Here is a 14,822-nt window from a genome sequence, read left to right as displayed (position 1 = left end):
GCGATTGCATTCTGCTGCCCGTAGTTCTACTTTCCTACGACTAGGCTGACCGTCACAAAGCCGTGTCCGAGGCGGGAGACCCGTACCGGACCGAGAAATGTCTAGTATTTCGGCGCGTACCCGGCGGGTGCTGAGCGTACCTGGCGGAAAGATCGTCCCTTTGCCTCCGAGGCAGCCGAAGCCCGGCTGCGAGACGGGGGCGCCAGCCCGCTCACGGTGAGCCTCCGAGCCCGCTATGCTGTCGCACGAGCAGATCTGGAACGCCATCGACAGGCTCGCCGAGCGGCACGGCTTCTCGGCCTCCGGGCTGGCCCGGCGGGCGGGCCTCGATGCCACGAGCTTCAACCGCTCGAAGCGCGTGGGCGCCGACGGGCGCAAGCGCTGGCCGTCGACCGAGTCGGTGTCGAAGGTGCTCGCCGCGACCGGGTCCAGCCTGGACGAGTTCCTGCGGCTCATCGAGGCCCGGGAGATCCCGGCGCGCACGATGGTCCCCCTGATCGGCCTAACCCAGGCCGGCGCCGGCCGCCTCTTCACCGACGAGGGCATGCCCACCGGGGGCGCCGGCTGGGAGGAGATCGAGTTTCCGGATCTCGGTGAGGAACGGGCCTTCGCCCTGGAGATCCAGGGCGATTCCATGCTGCCGCTGTTCCGCGACGGGGACGTGCTGATCGTCTCGCCGACCGCGAGCGTGCGCAAGGGCGATCGCGTCGTGGTTCGCCTGCATGGCGGCGAGGTTCTCGCCAAGGAATTGAAGCGGCGCACCGCCCGTACGGTTGAGCTGGCCTCGCTCAACCCGGAGCACGAGGACCGGCTGCTGAACCTCGGCGAGGTCGCCTGGATGGCCCGGGTGATGTGGGTGCGCCAGTAGCGGGCCGGTTCGGTGGCCGATCGCGCGCCGCGGCTTGGCCACGACACGGTTCGTCGCTATCGGTTGCCCGTCGCGGATCTTCCGCATCCGCTCAGCGCGAAGTGAGCATGGCGCAGCCGGGTACGGGTCATGGAGCAGGTCCGGGCGCACCGCTCACGGATGAAGCCCGCAGGCTGCTCGACGCCCTGCCGACGGCGAGCCTCCTCTTCGATGCGGAGGGCCGGATCCTTCACGTGAATCCGTCCGCCGTACGCCTGACCGGCTTCCCGGCGGCCGACCTCACCGCGCGCGGTCTCGACCTGATCCTTGCGCCGCGGGGAAACGCGCCCGATCCGCTTCAGGACGGCGATCAGGAGTTTCCCGCCACCGGCGCGGACGGAACGAGCTTCTGGGCCTGCCTGACGACGGTGCCGCTGCCCGGCTCGGCCTGCCGCGTCGGGCAGATCCTGAACGTCACGGGCCGCCGCGAGGCGGAGGGTGCGCTCGCGCTGTCGCGCCAGCGCGAGGCGCTCGGCCTGCTGACCAACAGCGTGGCGCACGAGTTCAACAACTTCCTGCAGATCCTGATCGGCTACATCGACGGCCTGAAGCGCCGCCTCGGCGACCGCCAGGAGCCGTTCATCCAGCGGGCGATCTCCCGCTCCGCCGATGCGACCGAGCGGGCCGCGATCCTCACGCGCCAGCTGCTGGCCTATTCGCGGCGCATCGCCCCGGAGGTGCGCGCGGTCGATCTCGACGCGATCGTGGCGGAACTCGCCGGGCGCCTCGCGCCCGACCTGCCGGCCGGGATCCGCCTCGTCGTGTCGGCGACGCCGGGCCTGCCGCGGGCGATCAGCAACCCGACGCAGATCGAGTTCGCCCTGCGGCATCTGGTCGCCAATGCCTGCGAGGCGATGCCGTCCGGCGGCACCCTCACCCTCTCGACCTTCCGGGTCGATCCCGGCGATCGGGCGATGCAGCAGCCCGACGAGGGCATCGTCGGGATCGCGGTTGCCGATACCGGCCAGGGAATGTCGCCGGAGATGCTCGCCCGCGCCCTGGCGCCGTTCCAGACGAGCCGCGAGGCCGGGCGCGGGGCGGGCCTCGCGATCGTGCACGGCTTGATGAAGCGCCAGAACGGGACCATCACCCTCGACAGCCGGCCGGCCGAGGGCACGCAGGTCCGGCTGTCGTTCCCGGCAGCGCCCGATCGCACGCTGCATTAAGCACGCTGCGCTCCGGAATCATCGCGCAGGACTAAAACCCGCGCTGAGCCGTTCCCATATCGTCACTGGCGCTCTGCGCCGTTCAGTTCTCGTCCCTAGAGGCGTGTACATGCTTACCCAGATTTCGCGCCGCCGGCGTGTGGCCGCCCTTCTGGCGCTGGCCACGGCGCTGACCGTCGCGGCGCCGGTCGTCGAAGCCCGTCCGGGCGGCGGCGGGTCCTTCGGCTCCCGCGGCTCGCGCACCTACACGGCGCCGTCGGCGACGCCGACCGCGCCCGGCGGCGGCATGACGATGCAGCGCTCGCAGACCGCGCCGTCCCCCGGCATGGGCAGCCCCGGCATGCAGGCTCCGGCCGCGACCGGACGCCGGTTCGGCGGCGGCTTCTTCGCGGGCCTGCTCGGCGCCGGTCTGATCGGCGCCCTGCTCGGCGGCGGCTTCTTCGGCGGCCTCGGCGGCCTGGCATCGATGATCGGCCTGCTGTTCCAGGTCGGGCTCGTGGTCCTCGTCGTGATGATGGCCCTGCGCTTCTTCCGCCGCCGGAACGAGCCCGCCGGCGCCGGTGCGCCCTACGCCCGCTCGTCGCTCGACGATCAGCAGGGGGCCCGCAGCCCGATGGGCGGTGCTCAGGGCGGCCCCGCTTCCGGCATGTTCGGAGGCGGCCAGCGCCCGCCGCAGACGCGCCCGGTGCAGATCGGCCCGGCCGACTTCCAGGCGTTCGAGCGGCTGCTCGGCGACATCCAGGATGCCTATTCCCGCGAGGATCGCGTCACCCTCGGCAATCTCTCGACACCCGAGATGGTGAGCTACTTCGACGAGGAGCTGCGCAACAACGCGGCCCGCGGCGTGGTGAACAAGATCTCGGACGTGAAGCTGCTCCAGGGCGACCTGGCGGAGTCGTGGGGCGAGGACCGCACCGACTACGCCACGGTGGCGATGCGCTACGCCCTCAAGGACGTGATGATCGAGCGGAACAGCGGCCGCGTCGTCCAGACCGACTCCTCCGAGGCGACGGAGCTCTGGACCTTCCTGCGCCAGCCCGGCCGCGGCTGGGTGCTCTCGGCGATCCAGCAGACGCGCTGAGTGCGACCGCGCTCCGGCCTCCGGGCCGGAGCTGCAATCATCTCTTTCACGCCGGCGCCGTCACCGCGGTGCCGGCGTTTCTGTGTGCGTCCCACAGATTGGCAAGATCCACGAAGCCCGCGACCGGGACTTCCTCGGCCCGCGCCGTCTCGGACAGCTGGGCCGCGGCCAGCAGGGCGCCGGCATCCGGAGTCAGCGCCTTGAGGCTCTGGCGCAGCATCTTGCGGCGCTGGCCGAACGCCGCCCGGGTGACGGCTTCCAGCGCCTTGGCCCGGCAGGGCAGGGGCTGCGCACGCGGCAGCAGCCGCACCACGCTCGACGTCACCTTCGGGGGCGGCACGAACGCCGAAGGGCTGACGTCGAACAGGATGTCGGCCTCGGTGCGCCAGCCGCAGAGGACGCCGAGCCGGCCGTAATCGGCCCGGGTCTCGGGCCCGGCGACGATGCGCTCGGCGACCTCGCGCTGGAACATCAGCACCGCCTGATCCCACCAGGGCGGCCAGACCTCGCCGTCGAGCCAGCCGGTGAGCAGCGCGGTCCCGACATTGTACGGCAGGTTGGCGACGATCCGGGCCGGACCCGAGCCCACGAGCGGCCGCGGATCGAAGGCCAGCGCGTCTGCATCGACGACGTGAAGCCGGCCCGGATAGTGGGCGGCGATCTCGGCGAGGGCCGGCAGGGCCCGCGGGTCGCGCTCGATCGCCACCACGCGCGCGGCGCCCTCGGCCAGGAGCGCGCGGGTCAGGCCGCCCGGTCCGGGGCCGACCTCCACCACCGTGACGCCCTCCAGCGGCCCGGCGGCCCGGGCGATCCGGCCAGTGAGGTTCAGATCGTAGAGGAAGTTCTGGCCGAGGGCCTTCTTGGGCTCCAGCCCGTGCCGGGCGACGACGTCGCGGAGCGGCGGCAGGCCGTCACTGGCGGTCACGGCGCGCGCTCACAGCTCATCCTCGGGACCGAAGTGCCGGGCGCCGGCCGTCGGCGGTCGGCCGGCATAGACGCTGAACGGGATGACCTCGGCCCCGCCGGGCGCCGCTCCGGTTCGGCCGGCCTCGGTCGCCGCGAGCCTGTCGGCGAGACGCAGGGCCGCGATCAGGCTGTCGGGCCGCGCGACGCCCTTGCCGGCGATGTCGAACGCGGTGCCGTGATCCGGCGAGGTGCGCACGAACGGCAGCCCGAGGGTGACGTTCACGCCGTCGTCGAACGCGATGGTCTTGATCGGGATCAGGGCCTGGTCGTGGGTCGGCGCCAGGGCGACGTCGTAGGTCTCCCGGGCGCGGGCGTGGAACAGCGTGTCGGCGGGCAGGGGCCCGCGGATGTCGATCCCCTGCGCCCGCAGCCTCGCCACCGCGGGGGCGAGCACGTCGCGATCCTCGTGGCCGATCGTGCCGGCCTCGCCGGCATGCGGGTTCAGACCCGCGAGCACGAGGCGCGGCTCGGGCAGGCCGAAGCGGTCCCGCAGATCCCGGGCCACGATGGTCGCGGTCTCCTCGACGAGCTCCTGCGTCAGGAGGCCCGGCACGTCCTTGAGCGGGACGTGGATCGTCACCGGCACCACCGAGAGACCGGCGCTCCAGATCATCATGACCGGCCGGGGCGGCGTGCGGCCGGCGGGCACCGACAGGGCGGCCAGGAACTCGGTGTGGCCCGGATGGGCGAAACCGGCCCGGGTCAGCACGAACTTGGCGATCGGGTTGGTCACCACGGCGGCGGCGCGGCCGGCCTTCACGAAGCCCACCGCGGCCGTGATCGACTCGATGGTGGCGCCGGCGTTGACGGGATCCGGAATGCCGGGCGCGGCGGCCACGCTCGCGCCGCTCGGCAGCGGCACCACGGGAAGGGCGCGGGGAAACACCTCGGCCGCCGTCTCGGGATCGACCTCGGCCACGGGGACCGGCCGGTTCAGGCGGTGGGCGAGGCGCTCGATGAAGGCCGGATCCCCCACGAGGAAGAACGGCGGCAGCGGCGCGGCGCCGCCACGCCCGAGCCAGGCGCTGAGCGCCAGCTCCGGACCGATCCCGGCGGGGTCTCCGAGGGTGAGGGCGAGGGGCGGCATGGACGGTCTATAGCGCCCGCGCGGCGCGGGCGCATCCTCGGCGCGGGCGGTTCGTGAGGCGCATCGCGGCCGGTGCGCTGTCCTCCGTCATTCCGGGGCCGCGCAGCGGAGGCCGGAATCCAGAACCACAACCGCGCCGAACTGCGGCAGCGACGGCGCGTCGGGGCCGCCCGCCTCCGGCGGCCCCTCCGGGTCCGGGCTCGCCCGCGGCGCCCCGGAAGGAAGGGCTGCTTCGATCAGGCCGCCGGCGCGGATCCAGGAAACCGGTCGCCGCAGCTTGCGGCGGGGCCTCACCGCACCGAGGCGATACCGTCCGCCGTGGTGGCGGTGCCGACGTTCTGGCGCAGATCCGCCTCGCCCAGGGTCTTCAGCTCGACCCGCAGCAGCACGGTCTGGTTGCGCTCGCGCACCCCGGTGGCGGTCGCGATCGGCGAGTTGATGTAGTTCAGCGAGACGGTGGTGCACTCGTCCTGATAACCGCCGCCGAAGCTCGCGCCCGACAGGTAGAACCGGCCCGGGTTCTGGTAGAGCGGCACGGTGCCGATCGGGTTCGCCAGGTAGGACGTCAGCGCGTCCGTGTAGGTGTTGCGCACGTCGAGGTAGTGCGTCAGGTCGACGAGCAGCGAGCCCGAGAGGAACCAGTTCGGCGTGATGTTGTAGGTCGCGGTGGCGGTGATGCCCTCGCGGTAGTGGCTGTAGCCGAGAAGCGGCTGCGCCTCGTAGTACGAGTAGAAGGCCGACACGGTCAGGGGCAGGAACGGCGCGAACCGCGCCGTGGCGCCGGTCTCGAACCGCGCGACGTGGAAGTCGGCCTGGTTGAACCGGGCCCGGGTGATGAACGTGATGTTCTGGTTCGGCGAGACCTGGAACCGGCCGACGAAGTCCGACCGCTGCGTCTCGAGGCCGGAATCGAGGCCGACATTGGCGATGTCGCCGCGCCGGAACGAGTTGACGCCCGCGAGCTGGATCGACTCGCCGAACAGCACGTTCGCGTACCAGCCGGACGGGGTCACCACGGAGTACTGGCCGCCGAGGTTGGTGCGCACGCCGCCCTCGACCCGGTCGTAGCCCGAGAACTTGTCCCACTCGAACAGCGACGTGTCGTCGAACACGAGGCTCTGGGCATCCTCGTTCGGCAGGCGGCCGATCCGGGTCTCGGAGGGACGCGCGATGATCTGGCCGATCGGCTCCAGGGTGTGGACGCCGAGCGCCCCGAAATTGGCGACGAACGGGTAGCGGTAGTCGAGGCCGACGGCCGGCATGACCCGGCCGGCGAAGCCATCATCGATCTTGGCCACCTGCGGCGCAAGGTCGTTCTGGTAGCCCGAGAAGCTCGGGTTGGTGAAGAACGCGTCGGTGCGCAGATACGCGAACGGCGTGAACTTCTGGCCGAGGTCGTCGATGAAGCTGCGGCGCCAGGACAGCTCGGCGGAGGCGCGGGTGTTGGTGCCGGCCAGCCCCTGGATCAGGCAGGTGCCGCGCTGGAAGATCGTGCAGGTCTGGTAGAGCGGGAAGCTGACGCCGTTCACGCTCGGCGAGAACAGGTAGCTCGAGGTCCGCGGCAGGCCCTGGTACTGCGTCGTCTCGCGGGTCAGGCTGGTGATGTTGGCCTGGAAGCGCACCTCGCCGCCGATCTCGGCGGGGCCGTTGATGCGCTTGTCGTAGTCGATGACCGGGGCGACGATCGGCTGCTGCTTCTGCCAGTCGAAGCTCGACAGGCCCTTGAAGTAGTAGCCCCGCGCCTCGAACCACGAGCGGTCGCCCTGGCCGATCAGGAAGGCGGTCGAGGTCGCCTCGCGGAAATAGTCCGTGGTGATGTTCTGGTTGCGGATCCGGTAATTGTCGAGGAACCACTTGTCGGTGACGCCGACGAGGTCCCAGCCGGTGCGCCAGCGCGGGTTGATGTAGAATCGGCCCTGCGATTCCACCGAGCCGCGGAAGTCGCGCTCGCCGGCACCCAGCGGGCTCGGCAGAAAGGCCGAGGGCGTCGTCTGCGAGATGCCGGACAGGCGGATGTTGTAGAAGCCGTTGTCAATCCGCTGGCGGAACTCGCCCTGAGCGAGCAGGCCCTGGCGGCTGAGCAGGGTCGGCGTCAGCGTCAGGTCGTAGTTCGGCGCGAGATTGATGAAGTACGGGAGCGACACGCCGCTGCCGAGGGCGGTCGTCGAAATGAAGCGCGGCGTCAGGAAGCCGGTCTTGCGCTTCACGGTCGGATCCGGCGCCTCGAAATACGGCAGGTAGGCGACCGGGATCCCGGCGAGTTCCAGGGTGGACTCGTCGAAGTAGACCGTGTGGGTCTCGTTGTCGTGGATGATCTTCTTCGCCTTGATCTGCCAGAGCGGCGGCGTCTCGGGGTTGTCCTTACAGGGCTCGCACGCGGTGTAGCTGCCGGACTCGAAGCTCGTCTGCTCGCCGTTCAGCCGCTCGGCCCGCGGCGCGGAGAACCGGGTGCGCACGGTCTCGAACTTGCGCTGGACGGTCTGCTGGCCGCGGAACGCGTCGACGAAGCCGGTCTTGAAGTCGTCGGTGAGCTCCATGCGCTCGCCGGTCACGACCCCGCCGTCGGCCTCCGTCAGGCGGACATTGCCCTCGGCGAAGACCCGGCCGGTGTTGCGGTCGTAGCGGACGCGGTCGGCCTGGAGCGTGCGCGGGCCGTAGTGCAGCTCGGCATTGCCGCGGGCCGTCACGGTGCTGCGGTCGTTGTCGTAGATCAGCTCGTCGGCCTCGACGAGGAGCTTGTCGCCGGGCTTGCCGGCCTTCACGGCGGGCAGACCTTGGGCATGCGCGGACACTCCGCCGGCCAGGGGCACGGCGAGCGCCAGCGCGGCCAGGAGCCCGGCCTTCCGCAGGATGTCGGCGACCTTACGCAACGCGTGTCCCAACCCCTGTGACGTCCACCGCCACGAACCTCAACACCCGTCTCCCTGCCCGCGAAGGATCGCGGATGTCAGCCGTCTTCCTGGTACAGAAGCGTGAGCGTACCGAGAAGACTGCCTACCACGGCGGGGAACCAGGCCGCCACCGGTGCGGCGACGAGTCCGGACGCGCCCAGCCCCTCCATGACCTGCCGGATCACGTAGAGGGCGAAGCCGGCCGCGACGCCACCGAGGACGAGTTTGCCGACACCACCAAAGCGGAAGAACCGTAAGGAAACGGTTGCCGCGACGATAACCATGGCGACGAACAGCACCGGCCTTGCCCACAGGACATCGTACTGGAGGCGGTACCGGGTGGCGTCCAAACCGGCCCGCTCGGTGCGCGCGATGGTTGTGGGAAGTTGCCAGAAAGGCACAGATTCCGGCGGGGTGAAGCGCTGGCGCACCTGCCCGGGGTCCAGGTTCGAGGCGATCAGGTAGGTGTCGAACGACTCGGGCGGTGCGTCCGGTGTGAGAACGCGCACATCGGAGAGCTCCCAGTAGCCGTCGTGGAGCGTCGCGCGGGCCGCCACGAGCTGCTCGGCGAACTTCCCGGCCTCGTCGAAGGTGAAGACCGAGACGCCGGCGAGCGTCGTGCTGCCCTCGATCGCCGTCTCGGCGCGCAGGATCGCCTCGCCGTCGGATCCCCGCTGCCGGATCCACAGGTCCTTGCCCGAGCCGGCCTTGGTGGCTTTGGCGAAGATCTTCGCTTCAATTTCGGTCGAGCGCTGCTTCAGCATCGCCGAGACCGGGTTGTAGACCCCGACCGCCAAGGCGCCGAGCGCCAGCGCCACGAAGACGCCCGGCTGCAGGAACTGCCACGCGGAGATCCCGGCGGCCCGAGCGACCACCAGCTCCAGCTTGCGCGAGAGCTGGAGCAGGGCCGCCATCGACCCGAACAGGACCGCGAAGGGCAGCACGCCTTCCGCCACCGCGGGGGTTCGGTAGAGGGAGAGCTGCGCCATCAGCCCCGTGGAGGCGCCCTGGGTCTCGCCGGCCCGGCGCAGCAGCTCGACGAAATCCAGCGTGTAGACCAGCGCGAACACGGTGACGAAGACGCCGAGCACCGTGCGAGCGAAGCGGGCGGCGAAGTACCGCCCGAGGGTCGGACCGATCAGCATCATCGGATCAGGCCGCCGGCGCGAGGCGCTGTCCGCGCATCAGGCCCCAGGTTCCCCGGACCAGGGCGGCGTTGAACGCGCGCACCCGCGGGCCGAAGAAGATCAGGAGGCAGGAGAGCCCGATGGCGAGCAGCGGCGCGCCGTAGACGGCCGCCACCGCAGCGGGGCTGCGCGCCGCGGCGCTCACCGCCGCGAAACCCGCGATGCGCAGGCCGACCACCGCGAGGATCGCCCCGGCGACCGCGAGGCCGCGCCCTTGGCGCGTCGTGCGGGGATCGCCCAGAGCCGCGAAGGCGATGAAGACGAGCGCCAAGGGGTACAGGCAGGCCGAGAGCCGGTCGTGCAGCTCGGCCCGGAAGCGGCCCTTCTGGAGCTTGTAGTAGCCCTCGGTCGTATCGGGGAACAGGAGCTGCGCCGTCGAGCGCTCGCGCGGCTTGTAGATCGTGTCGGAATCGGGCGGCGCGAACGCCGCGAGGTCGATCGTGTAGCGCTCGAAGGTCAGGATCGAGGAATCGCGCGAGTCCTTCTGCTGCTGGTGGACGCTGCCGTTCTCCAGGATCAGGTAGCTCTGGCCGTCGATATCGACCGCGTTGCCCCGGTCGGCGAGGTAGACCTTGGTCTTCCCGGCCTCGCGCCGGTCCTGGATGAACAACCCCTTGAGGGTGCCCCCCGGCCCGCGCTCGCGGAAATGGAAGGTGATGCCGTTGTCGAGCTGGGTGAACTGCCCTTCCTTAACGACGTTGGCGATGAAGTCGCCGCGCACCCGGGTGATCACGTCGCGCAGCTCCTGGAAGCTCGCCGGCATGACCACAATCACGAGGAAGCCCGCTAGGAAGCTGACGATCAGCGCCAGGGTCAGGAACGGCCGCAGCAGCGAGCGCGGCGGCATCCCGGCCGCCGACATGACGATCAGCTCGGAATCGCCGTTGAGCTTGTTCAGCGCGTAGATCGTGCCAATGAACAGGGCCACCGGGGCGATCACCACGAGGAGAGTCGGCAGCGACAGGCCCGTGACGAACAGGAAGACCAGCAGGGTCTGGCCCTTGGCGGTCACGAGGTCGAGCTCGCGCAGCGCCTGCGTCAGCCAGATCGTCCCGGTCAACCCGACCAGGCAGGCGAGGGTGGCGCCCAGGGCGATCCGAAAGATGTAGCGTTCGATCTGCCTCATCGGCCCGGCAGCCCCGCTCGTCCTCTCGCGCCCTCGGGGCCGCAGGGACCCGACAAAAGGGGCGATTCCAGGGCTGTCGCGCCGCGTTGCGTTCTCCGCCTCAGCGGCTACACAGGGCGAATGACCTGTGCGGCGCGCAGGTGCGTAGTGCAGCTCCGGGATAACGGTCAGGGCGACGGGCATGGCGGACGGTATCGAGATCGGGTTCGGCCCCCTGGAGCAGAGCGGCCAGGGTCCCGGCGGATCGGGCGATCTCGTGGTTTTCGTCGGCGACGACCTCGTCCTCGGAGCGGCGGCCCGCGACGCCCTGGGCGCTTCCGGGGCCGATCTCGTCGCCCGCGCCGCGTCTTCCGAGAAGTTCAAGGGCCGCTCGCTGACGGCGCTCAGCCTCCCGGCCCCGGCGGGCGTCAAGGCCGACCGCCTCGTGGTCGTCGGCCTCGGCTCCGACAAGGACCGCGCCAAGACAGACTGGCCGGCGCTCGGCGGCTTCACCGCCAGCAAGGTGGCGGGGCGGACCGCCCGGGTGGTGCTCGACTGGCCGGGCGCGACGGTGACGGCGGCGCAGGCCGGCGAGTTCGCCCTCGGCGCGCGGCTGCGCAACTACACCTTCGACCGCTACAAGACCAAGAAGAAGCCCGATGCCGACGACAAGTCCGGCACGGCGCTGACCCTGCTGCTCGCCGACCAGGGCGCTGCGGCGCGCGAAGGCGAGAACGCCCGGACGCTGTCGGACAGCGTGATCCTGGCGCGCGACCTCGTGAACGAGCCGCCGAACGTGCTCTTCCCGGAGGAGTTCGCCCGGCGCGCCTCGGAATTGTCGCAGCTCGGCGTCGAGATTGAGGTGCTGGAGCCCGCGCGGATGCGCGAGCTCGGCATGGGCGCGCTGCTGGCCGTGGCGCAGGGCTCCGTCCGCGAGCCGCGGCTCGTGATCATGCGCTGGAACGGCGGCCCCGCCGGCGAGGCGCCCGTGGCGCTTATCGGCAAGGGCGTGATCTTCGATTCCGGCGGCATCTCCATCAAGCCCGGCGGCGGCATGGAGGACATGAAGGGCGATATGGGCGGCGCGGCCGCCGTCGTGGGCGCGCTCCGCGCGCTCGCCGCCCGCAAGGCGCGCTGCAACGTGGTCGGCGCCATCGGCATCGTCGAGAACATGCCGGACGGCGGCTCGTACCGGCCCTCCGACATCGTGACGTCGATGTCGGGCCAGACCATCGAGGTGATCAACACCGACGCCGAGGGCCGCCTCGTGCTGGCCGACGTGATCACCCACATCGTCCGCAGCGCCAAGCCCAAGGCGATCGTCGACCTCGCGACGCTGACCGGCGCCATCATCGTGGCGCTCGGCCAGGACATCGCCGGGATGTTCTCGAACGACGACACGCTGGCGAGCAACATCAACGCCGCCGGCGAGGCGACGGGCGAGAAGGTCTGGCGGATGCCGCTGATCCCCGCCTACGACAAGGCGATCGATTCCAAGTTCGCCGACATGAAGAACACCGGCGGCCGTCACGGCGGCGCCGCCACCGCGGCCTCGTTCATCAAGCGCTACGTCGAGGACGTGCCGTGGGCGCATCTCGACATCGCCGGCGTGGCGATGTCGTCGAACGCGAGCGAGATCAACCGCAGCTGGGGCGCCGGCTGGGGCGTCCGCCTGCTCGACCGGCTGATCCGGGATCACTACGAGGCCCGGTAGGATCGCGCGCGGGCCGTCCGCGGACGGACCGCCATCAAGCCCGCTCACGGAGCGGGCCGACCCCGCGTTTCGGACGCCGCGCCCGGCTCGGGACCCTGCATGATGCCTGCGCCCTCGCACGCCGCCTTCCAGCCAACCGCGACAGGCCTCGCGGCAGGCCAGCACCGGGGCGGCAATCTCCTGCAGGCCTCGATCCCGATCCTGGCCATGCTGATCGCCGTGGCGCTCGTGGCAGGGACCGGCTTCAGCCAGCGCTCGGCGGTCCCGGAGGTCGCCGAGCCGTGGGTCTTCGGGTACTTCGCCGGGCGCTATCCGCTCTTCGCCTTCGCGCTGGTCTACGGTCTCGCGCACCTCGCGACGGCGGCGGCGGAGCCGGGTCCGGCCTCCGTCCCGCGCCGGGTCCTGTTCGGCCTCGCCGGCGCGGCATTCCTGCTGCTCGCCGGCCTCTACCCGACCTTCGGGGGTCTCGTTCTGCGCGCCGGTTTCGCGACGGGCGGGATGGCGTTCCTCACGCATCAGCCCCTCTGGCTGGCCTACGCGCTCGGCGCGGGCGTGGCGGCGGCGGTGTTCGGCGGCGTGCTCGGCCTCTTCGTGATCGCGGCGAACCGCGCCCTGAGGCCGCGGCTCAGCCGGATCGGCTCCGGACTCCTGGCCTTCCTGGCCCTCTGGTTCGGCGCGGCCGTGATCGGTCTCGGCGGCAGCCTGGGCCTCGGCCCCTGGCCGCACCGCGCGCTGCGGCCCGACGAGGCCGGTCTGGCCGCGCTCCTCCTGGTCGCCGCCGCCCTGCCGCATGCCGCGCTGGCGACAGTGAGCCGGCATCGACGCGGCGCCTGAGGCCCGCGCCTTGCGGGCCGGCCTCCGTTCCCGCAGAGTTGCCGGGTTCTGCGTTGGGGGGACTCGGCCGTCCAGAGCCGTGCCCACGGGAGGCATCGCGATGCATGAGGCGAACGTGATCGTGCACGGCGCTCAAGCGCCCAGGTCCGTACGGAGGCCGTCCCCACCGACCGATCTGGCGTCGGATCGCCCCTGGCTGGCCTCATACCCGGCCGGTGTCCCGGCCGAGATCGACGTCGCGGGCCTCGGGACGCTGGTCGGCCTGTTCGAGTCCAGCGTCGCCGCCTTTGCCGATCGCCCCGCGATGCTGTGCTTCGGCTCGGCCATGACCTACGCCACCCTCGGGCAGCAGGCGCGCGACCTCGCGGCCTGGCTGCAGGGGCAGGGCCTGGCGAAGGGCGACCGCGTCGCAATCATGCTGCCGAACGTGCCGGCCTACGCAGTGGCGATCTTCGGCGTCCTTCTCGCCGGTGGCACAGTGGTCAACACCAACCCGCTCTACACGCCCCGCGAATTCGCCCAGCAGATCAACGATTCGGGCGCACGGATCCTGATCGTCCTGGAAAATTTCGGCGCCACGGTCGCGGCGGCGTTACCGGACGTGAAACTCGACCGGGTTGCCCTGGTCGGCCCGGGTGACGGGCTCGGGCTCAAGGGTCAGGTGATCAACCTCGCCAGCCGCCACGTGCGCAAGGCGGTGCCGCCGTTCCGGCTGCCGGAAGGTCTGGCGGTGCCGTTCACCACCGTCCTGCGCCGGGGCCGCAGCCTGCCGCGGGCCTCGGCGCGGGTCGAGCCGGAGGATCTGGCGTTCCTGCAATATACCGGCGGCACGACCGGCATCGCCAAGGCCGCGATGCTCAGCCACCGCAACATCATGGCCAATGTCGAGCAGTCGCAGCTCTGGTTCAACTCGAAAGATCCGAGCATCCGGCGCTGCGCGGTGACGGCCCTGCCGCTCTACCACATCTTCGCGCTGACCGCGTGCTTCTTCCAGTTCATGCGCAACGGCGGCGCGTGCCTGCTGATCCCGAACCCGCGCGACTGCGACGGCATGGTGAAGACGCTGAGCCGCACCCGCTTCACCCACCTGATGGGCGTCAACACGCTGTTCAACGTGCTGATCAACCATCCGAAGATCGGCACGGTGGACTTCTCGCATCTCGACTTCGTGGTCGGTGGCGGCACGGCCGTGCAGCGGGCCGTGGCCGAGCGCTGGAAGGCGCTGACCGGCAACACGATCATCGAGGGCTACGGCCTGTCGGAGACCTCGCCGGTGGTCTGCGTCAACCCGCACGGGATGCGCGACTTCTCCGGCACGATCGGCTTCCCGCTCCCCTCCACCGAGGTCTCGATCCGCGATGTCGCCGGACAGGTCGCGCCCGTCGGGCAGCCGGGGGAGATCTGCGTCCGCGGCCCGCAGGTGATGCGCGGCTACTGGAACCGCCCCGAGGAGACGGCCCGCGCGATGACCCCGGACGGGTTCTTCCGCACGGGCGACGTCGCGGTGATGCAGGCCGACGGCCAGTTCCGCATCGTCGACCGGATGAAGGACATGATCCTCGTCTCGGGTTTCAACGTCTATCCGAACGAGGTCGAGGACGTCCTGGCCGCCCACCCGGCCGTGCTCGAATGTGCCGTGGTCGGCGCGCCGAGCGAGGAGACCGGCGAGATGGTCGTCGCCCACATCGTCCTGAAGGATCCCTCGGTCTCGACCGATGCCATCCGTTCCCACGCGCGCACCCAGCTCACCGGCTACAAGGTCCCCCGGCGGGTGGTCCTGCACGACACGCTGCCCAAAACCAATGTCGGCAAGGTGCTGCGCCGGATGCTGCGCGACGAGACGCCCGCGGCCTGATCGCCGGATGCCGGCCTGCGTCGCGACGC

General features: G+C 70.9%; 11 protein-coding genes. 6 read left to right on the top strand and 5 right to left on the bottom strand.

Features of this window, described 5'->3' with window-relative positions; all coding sequences use genetic code 11:
• Positions 1 to 235 precede the first annotated feature (235 nt).
• The 3 genes from ABIE45_RS25225 to ABIE45_RS25215 all read left to right on the top strand — a co-directional run bounded on the left by ABIE45_RS25225 (position 236) and on the right by ABIE45_RS25215 (position 3,154).
• Positions 236 to 868 (top strand): helix-turn-helix transcriptional regulator, encoded by a 633-nt coding sequence (locus ABIE45_RS25225; RefSeq protein ID WP_192709043.1) that lies wholly within the window; start codon positions 236 to 238, stop codon positions 866 to 868.
• 107 nt (positions 869 to 975) lie between these two features.
• A complete protein-coding gene (locus ABIE45_RS25220; RefSeq protein ID WP_192709042.1) occupies positions 976 to 2,073 on the top strand; it encodes an ATP-binding protein in 1,098 nt (365 codons plus the stop codon).
• 109 nt (positions 2,074 to 2,182) lie between these two features.
• Positions 2,183 to 3,154: a TIM44-like domain-containing protein gene (locus tag ABIE45_RS25215; protein WP_192709041.1), complete on the top strand. Its 972-nt coding sequence runs from the start codon at positions 2,183 to 2,185 to the stop codon at positions 3,152 to 3,154.
• A 46-nt stretch (positions 3,155 to 3,200) separates the two neighbouring features.
• Here ABIE45_RS25215 and rsmA read toward each other — a convergent pair whose 3' ends face one another.
• The 5 genes from rsmA to lptF all read right to left on the bottom strand — a co-directional run bounded on the left by rsmA (position 3,201) and on the right by lptF (position 10,411).
• Positions 3,201 to 4,079, bottom strand: a complete 879-nt coding sequence (gene rsmA / locus ABIE45_RS25210) for a 16S rRNA (adenine(1518)-N(6)/adenine(1519)-N(6))-dimethyltransferase RsmA (RefSeq protein ID WP_192709040.1) — start codon at positions 4,077 to 4,079, stop codon at positions 3,201 to 3,203.
• 9 nt (positions 4,080 to 4,088) lie between these two features.
• Positions 4,089 to 5,207, bottom strand: a complete 1,119-nt coding sequence (gene pdxA, locus ABIE45_RS25205; RefSeq protein WP_192709039.1) for a 4-hydroxythreonine-4-phosphate dehydrogenase PdxA — start codon at positions 5,205 to 5,207, stop codon at positions 4,089 to 4,091.
• A 290-nt stretch (positions 5,208 to 5,497) separates the two neighbouring features.
• On the bottom strand, positions 5,498 to 8,077 hold the full coding sequence (locus tag ABIE45_RS25200; RefSeq protein WP_192709038.1) for an LPS-assembly protein LptD: 2,580 nt from the start codon (positions 8,075 to 8,077) through the stop codon (positions 5,498 to 5,500).
• A 77-nt stretch (positions 8,078 to 8,154) separates the two neighbouring features.
• Entirely contained in the window at positions 8,155 to 9,243 is a 1,089-nt protein-coding gene (gene lptG / locus ABIE45_RS25195; RefSeq protein ID WP_192709037.1) for an LPS export ABC transporter permease LptG, read from the bottom strand.
• A 7-nt stretch (positions 9,244 to 9,250) separates the two neighbouring features.
• Positions 9,251 to 10,411 (bottom strand): LPS export ABC transporter permease LptF, encoded by a 1,161-nt coding sequence (gene lptF / locus ABIE45_RS25190; protein WP_192709036.1) that lies wholly within the window; start codon positions 10,409 to 10,411, stop codon positions 9,251 to 9,253.
• 181 nt (positions 10,412 to 10,592) lie between these two features.
• Between lptF and ABIE45_RS25185 the strand changes: the two genes are divergently transcribed.
• The 3 genes from ABIE45_RS25185 to ABIE45_RS25175 all read left to right on the top strand — a co-directional run bounded on the left by ABIE45_RS25185 (position 10,593) and on the right by ABIE45_RS25175 (position 14,793).
• Positions 10,593 to 12,104, top strand: coding sequence for a leucyl aminopeptidase (locus tag ABIE45_RS25185; RefSeq protein WP_192709035.1), 1,512 nt, complete (start codon positions 10,593 to 10,595; stop codon positions 12,102 to 12,104).
• Positions 12,105 to 12,203: 99 nt separating this feature from the next.
• Positions 12,204 to 12,938, top strand: a complete 735-nt coding sequence (locus ABIE45_RS25180; RefSeq protein ID WP_373622627.1) for a hypothetical protein — start codon at positions 12,204 to 12,206, stop codon at positions 12,936 to 12,938.
• A gap of 100 nt (positions 12,939 to 13,038) precedes the next feature.
• Positions 13,039 to 14,793: an AMP-binding protein gene (locus ABIE45_RS25175; protein WP_192709034.1), complete on the top strand. Its 1,755-nt coding sequence runs from the start codon at positions 13,039 to 13,041 to the stop codon at positions 14,791 to 14,793.
• The last annotated feature ends 29 nt before the right edge of the window (positions 14,794 to 14,822 follow it).

This window comes from Methylobacterium sp. OAE515 (genome assembly GCF_041806315.1).
Lineage (GTDB): Bacteria > Pseudomonadota > Alphaproteobacteria > Rhizobiales > Beijerinckiaceae > Methylobacterium > Methylobacterium tardum.
This window is presented reverse-complemented; position numbering and strand designations above follow the sequence as displayed.

What these genes read in the sequence shown, in the direction of transcription:
- pdxA (WP_192709039.1), bottom strand. Translation starts at nt 5,207, where the DNA reads ATGCCGCCCCTCGCCCTCACCCTCGGAGACCCCGCCGGGATCGGTCCG.
- ABIE45_RS25185 (WP_192709035.1), top strand. Translation starts at nt 10,593, where the DNA reads ATGGCGGACGGTATCGAGATCGGGTTCGGCCCCCTGGAGCAGAGCGGC.
- lptG (WP_192709037.1), bottom strand. Translation starts at nt 9,243, where the DNA reads ATGCTGATCGGTCCGACCCTCGGGCGGTACTTCGCCGCCCGCTTCGCT.
- lptF (WP_192709036.1), bottom strand. Translation starts at nt 10,411, where the DNA reads ATGAGGCAGATCGAACGCTACATCTTTCGGATCGCCCTGGGCGCCACC.
- ABIE45_RS25225 (WP_192709043.1), top strand. Translation starts at nt 236, where the DNA reads ATGCTGTCGCACGAGCAGATCTGGAACGCCATCGACAGGCTCGCCGAG.
- ABIE45_RS25220 (WP_192709042.1), top strand. Translation starts at nt 976, where the DNA reads ATGGCGCAGCCGGGTACGGGTCATGGAGCAGGTCCGGGCGCACCGCTC.
- ABIE45_RS25175 (WP_192709034.1), top strand. Translation starts at nt 13,039, where the DNA reads ATGCATGAGGCGAACGTGATCGTGCACGGCGCTCAAGCGCCCAGGTCC.
- ABIE45_RS25180 (WP_373622627.1), top strand. Translation starts at nt 12,204, where the DNA reads ATGATGCCTGCGCCCTCGCACGCCGCCTTCCAGCCAACCGCGACAGGC.
- ABIE45_RS25215 (WP_192709041.1), top strand. Translation starts at nt 2,183, where the DNA reads ATGCTTACCCAGATTTCGCGCCGCCGGCGTGTGGCCGCCCTTCTGGCG.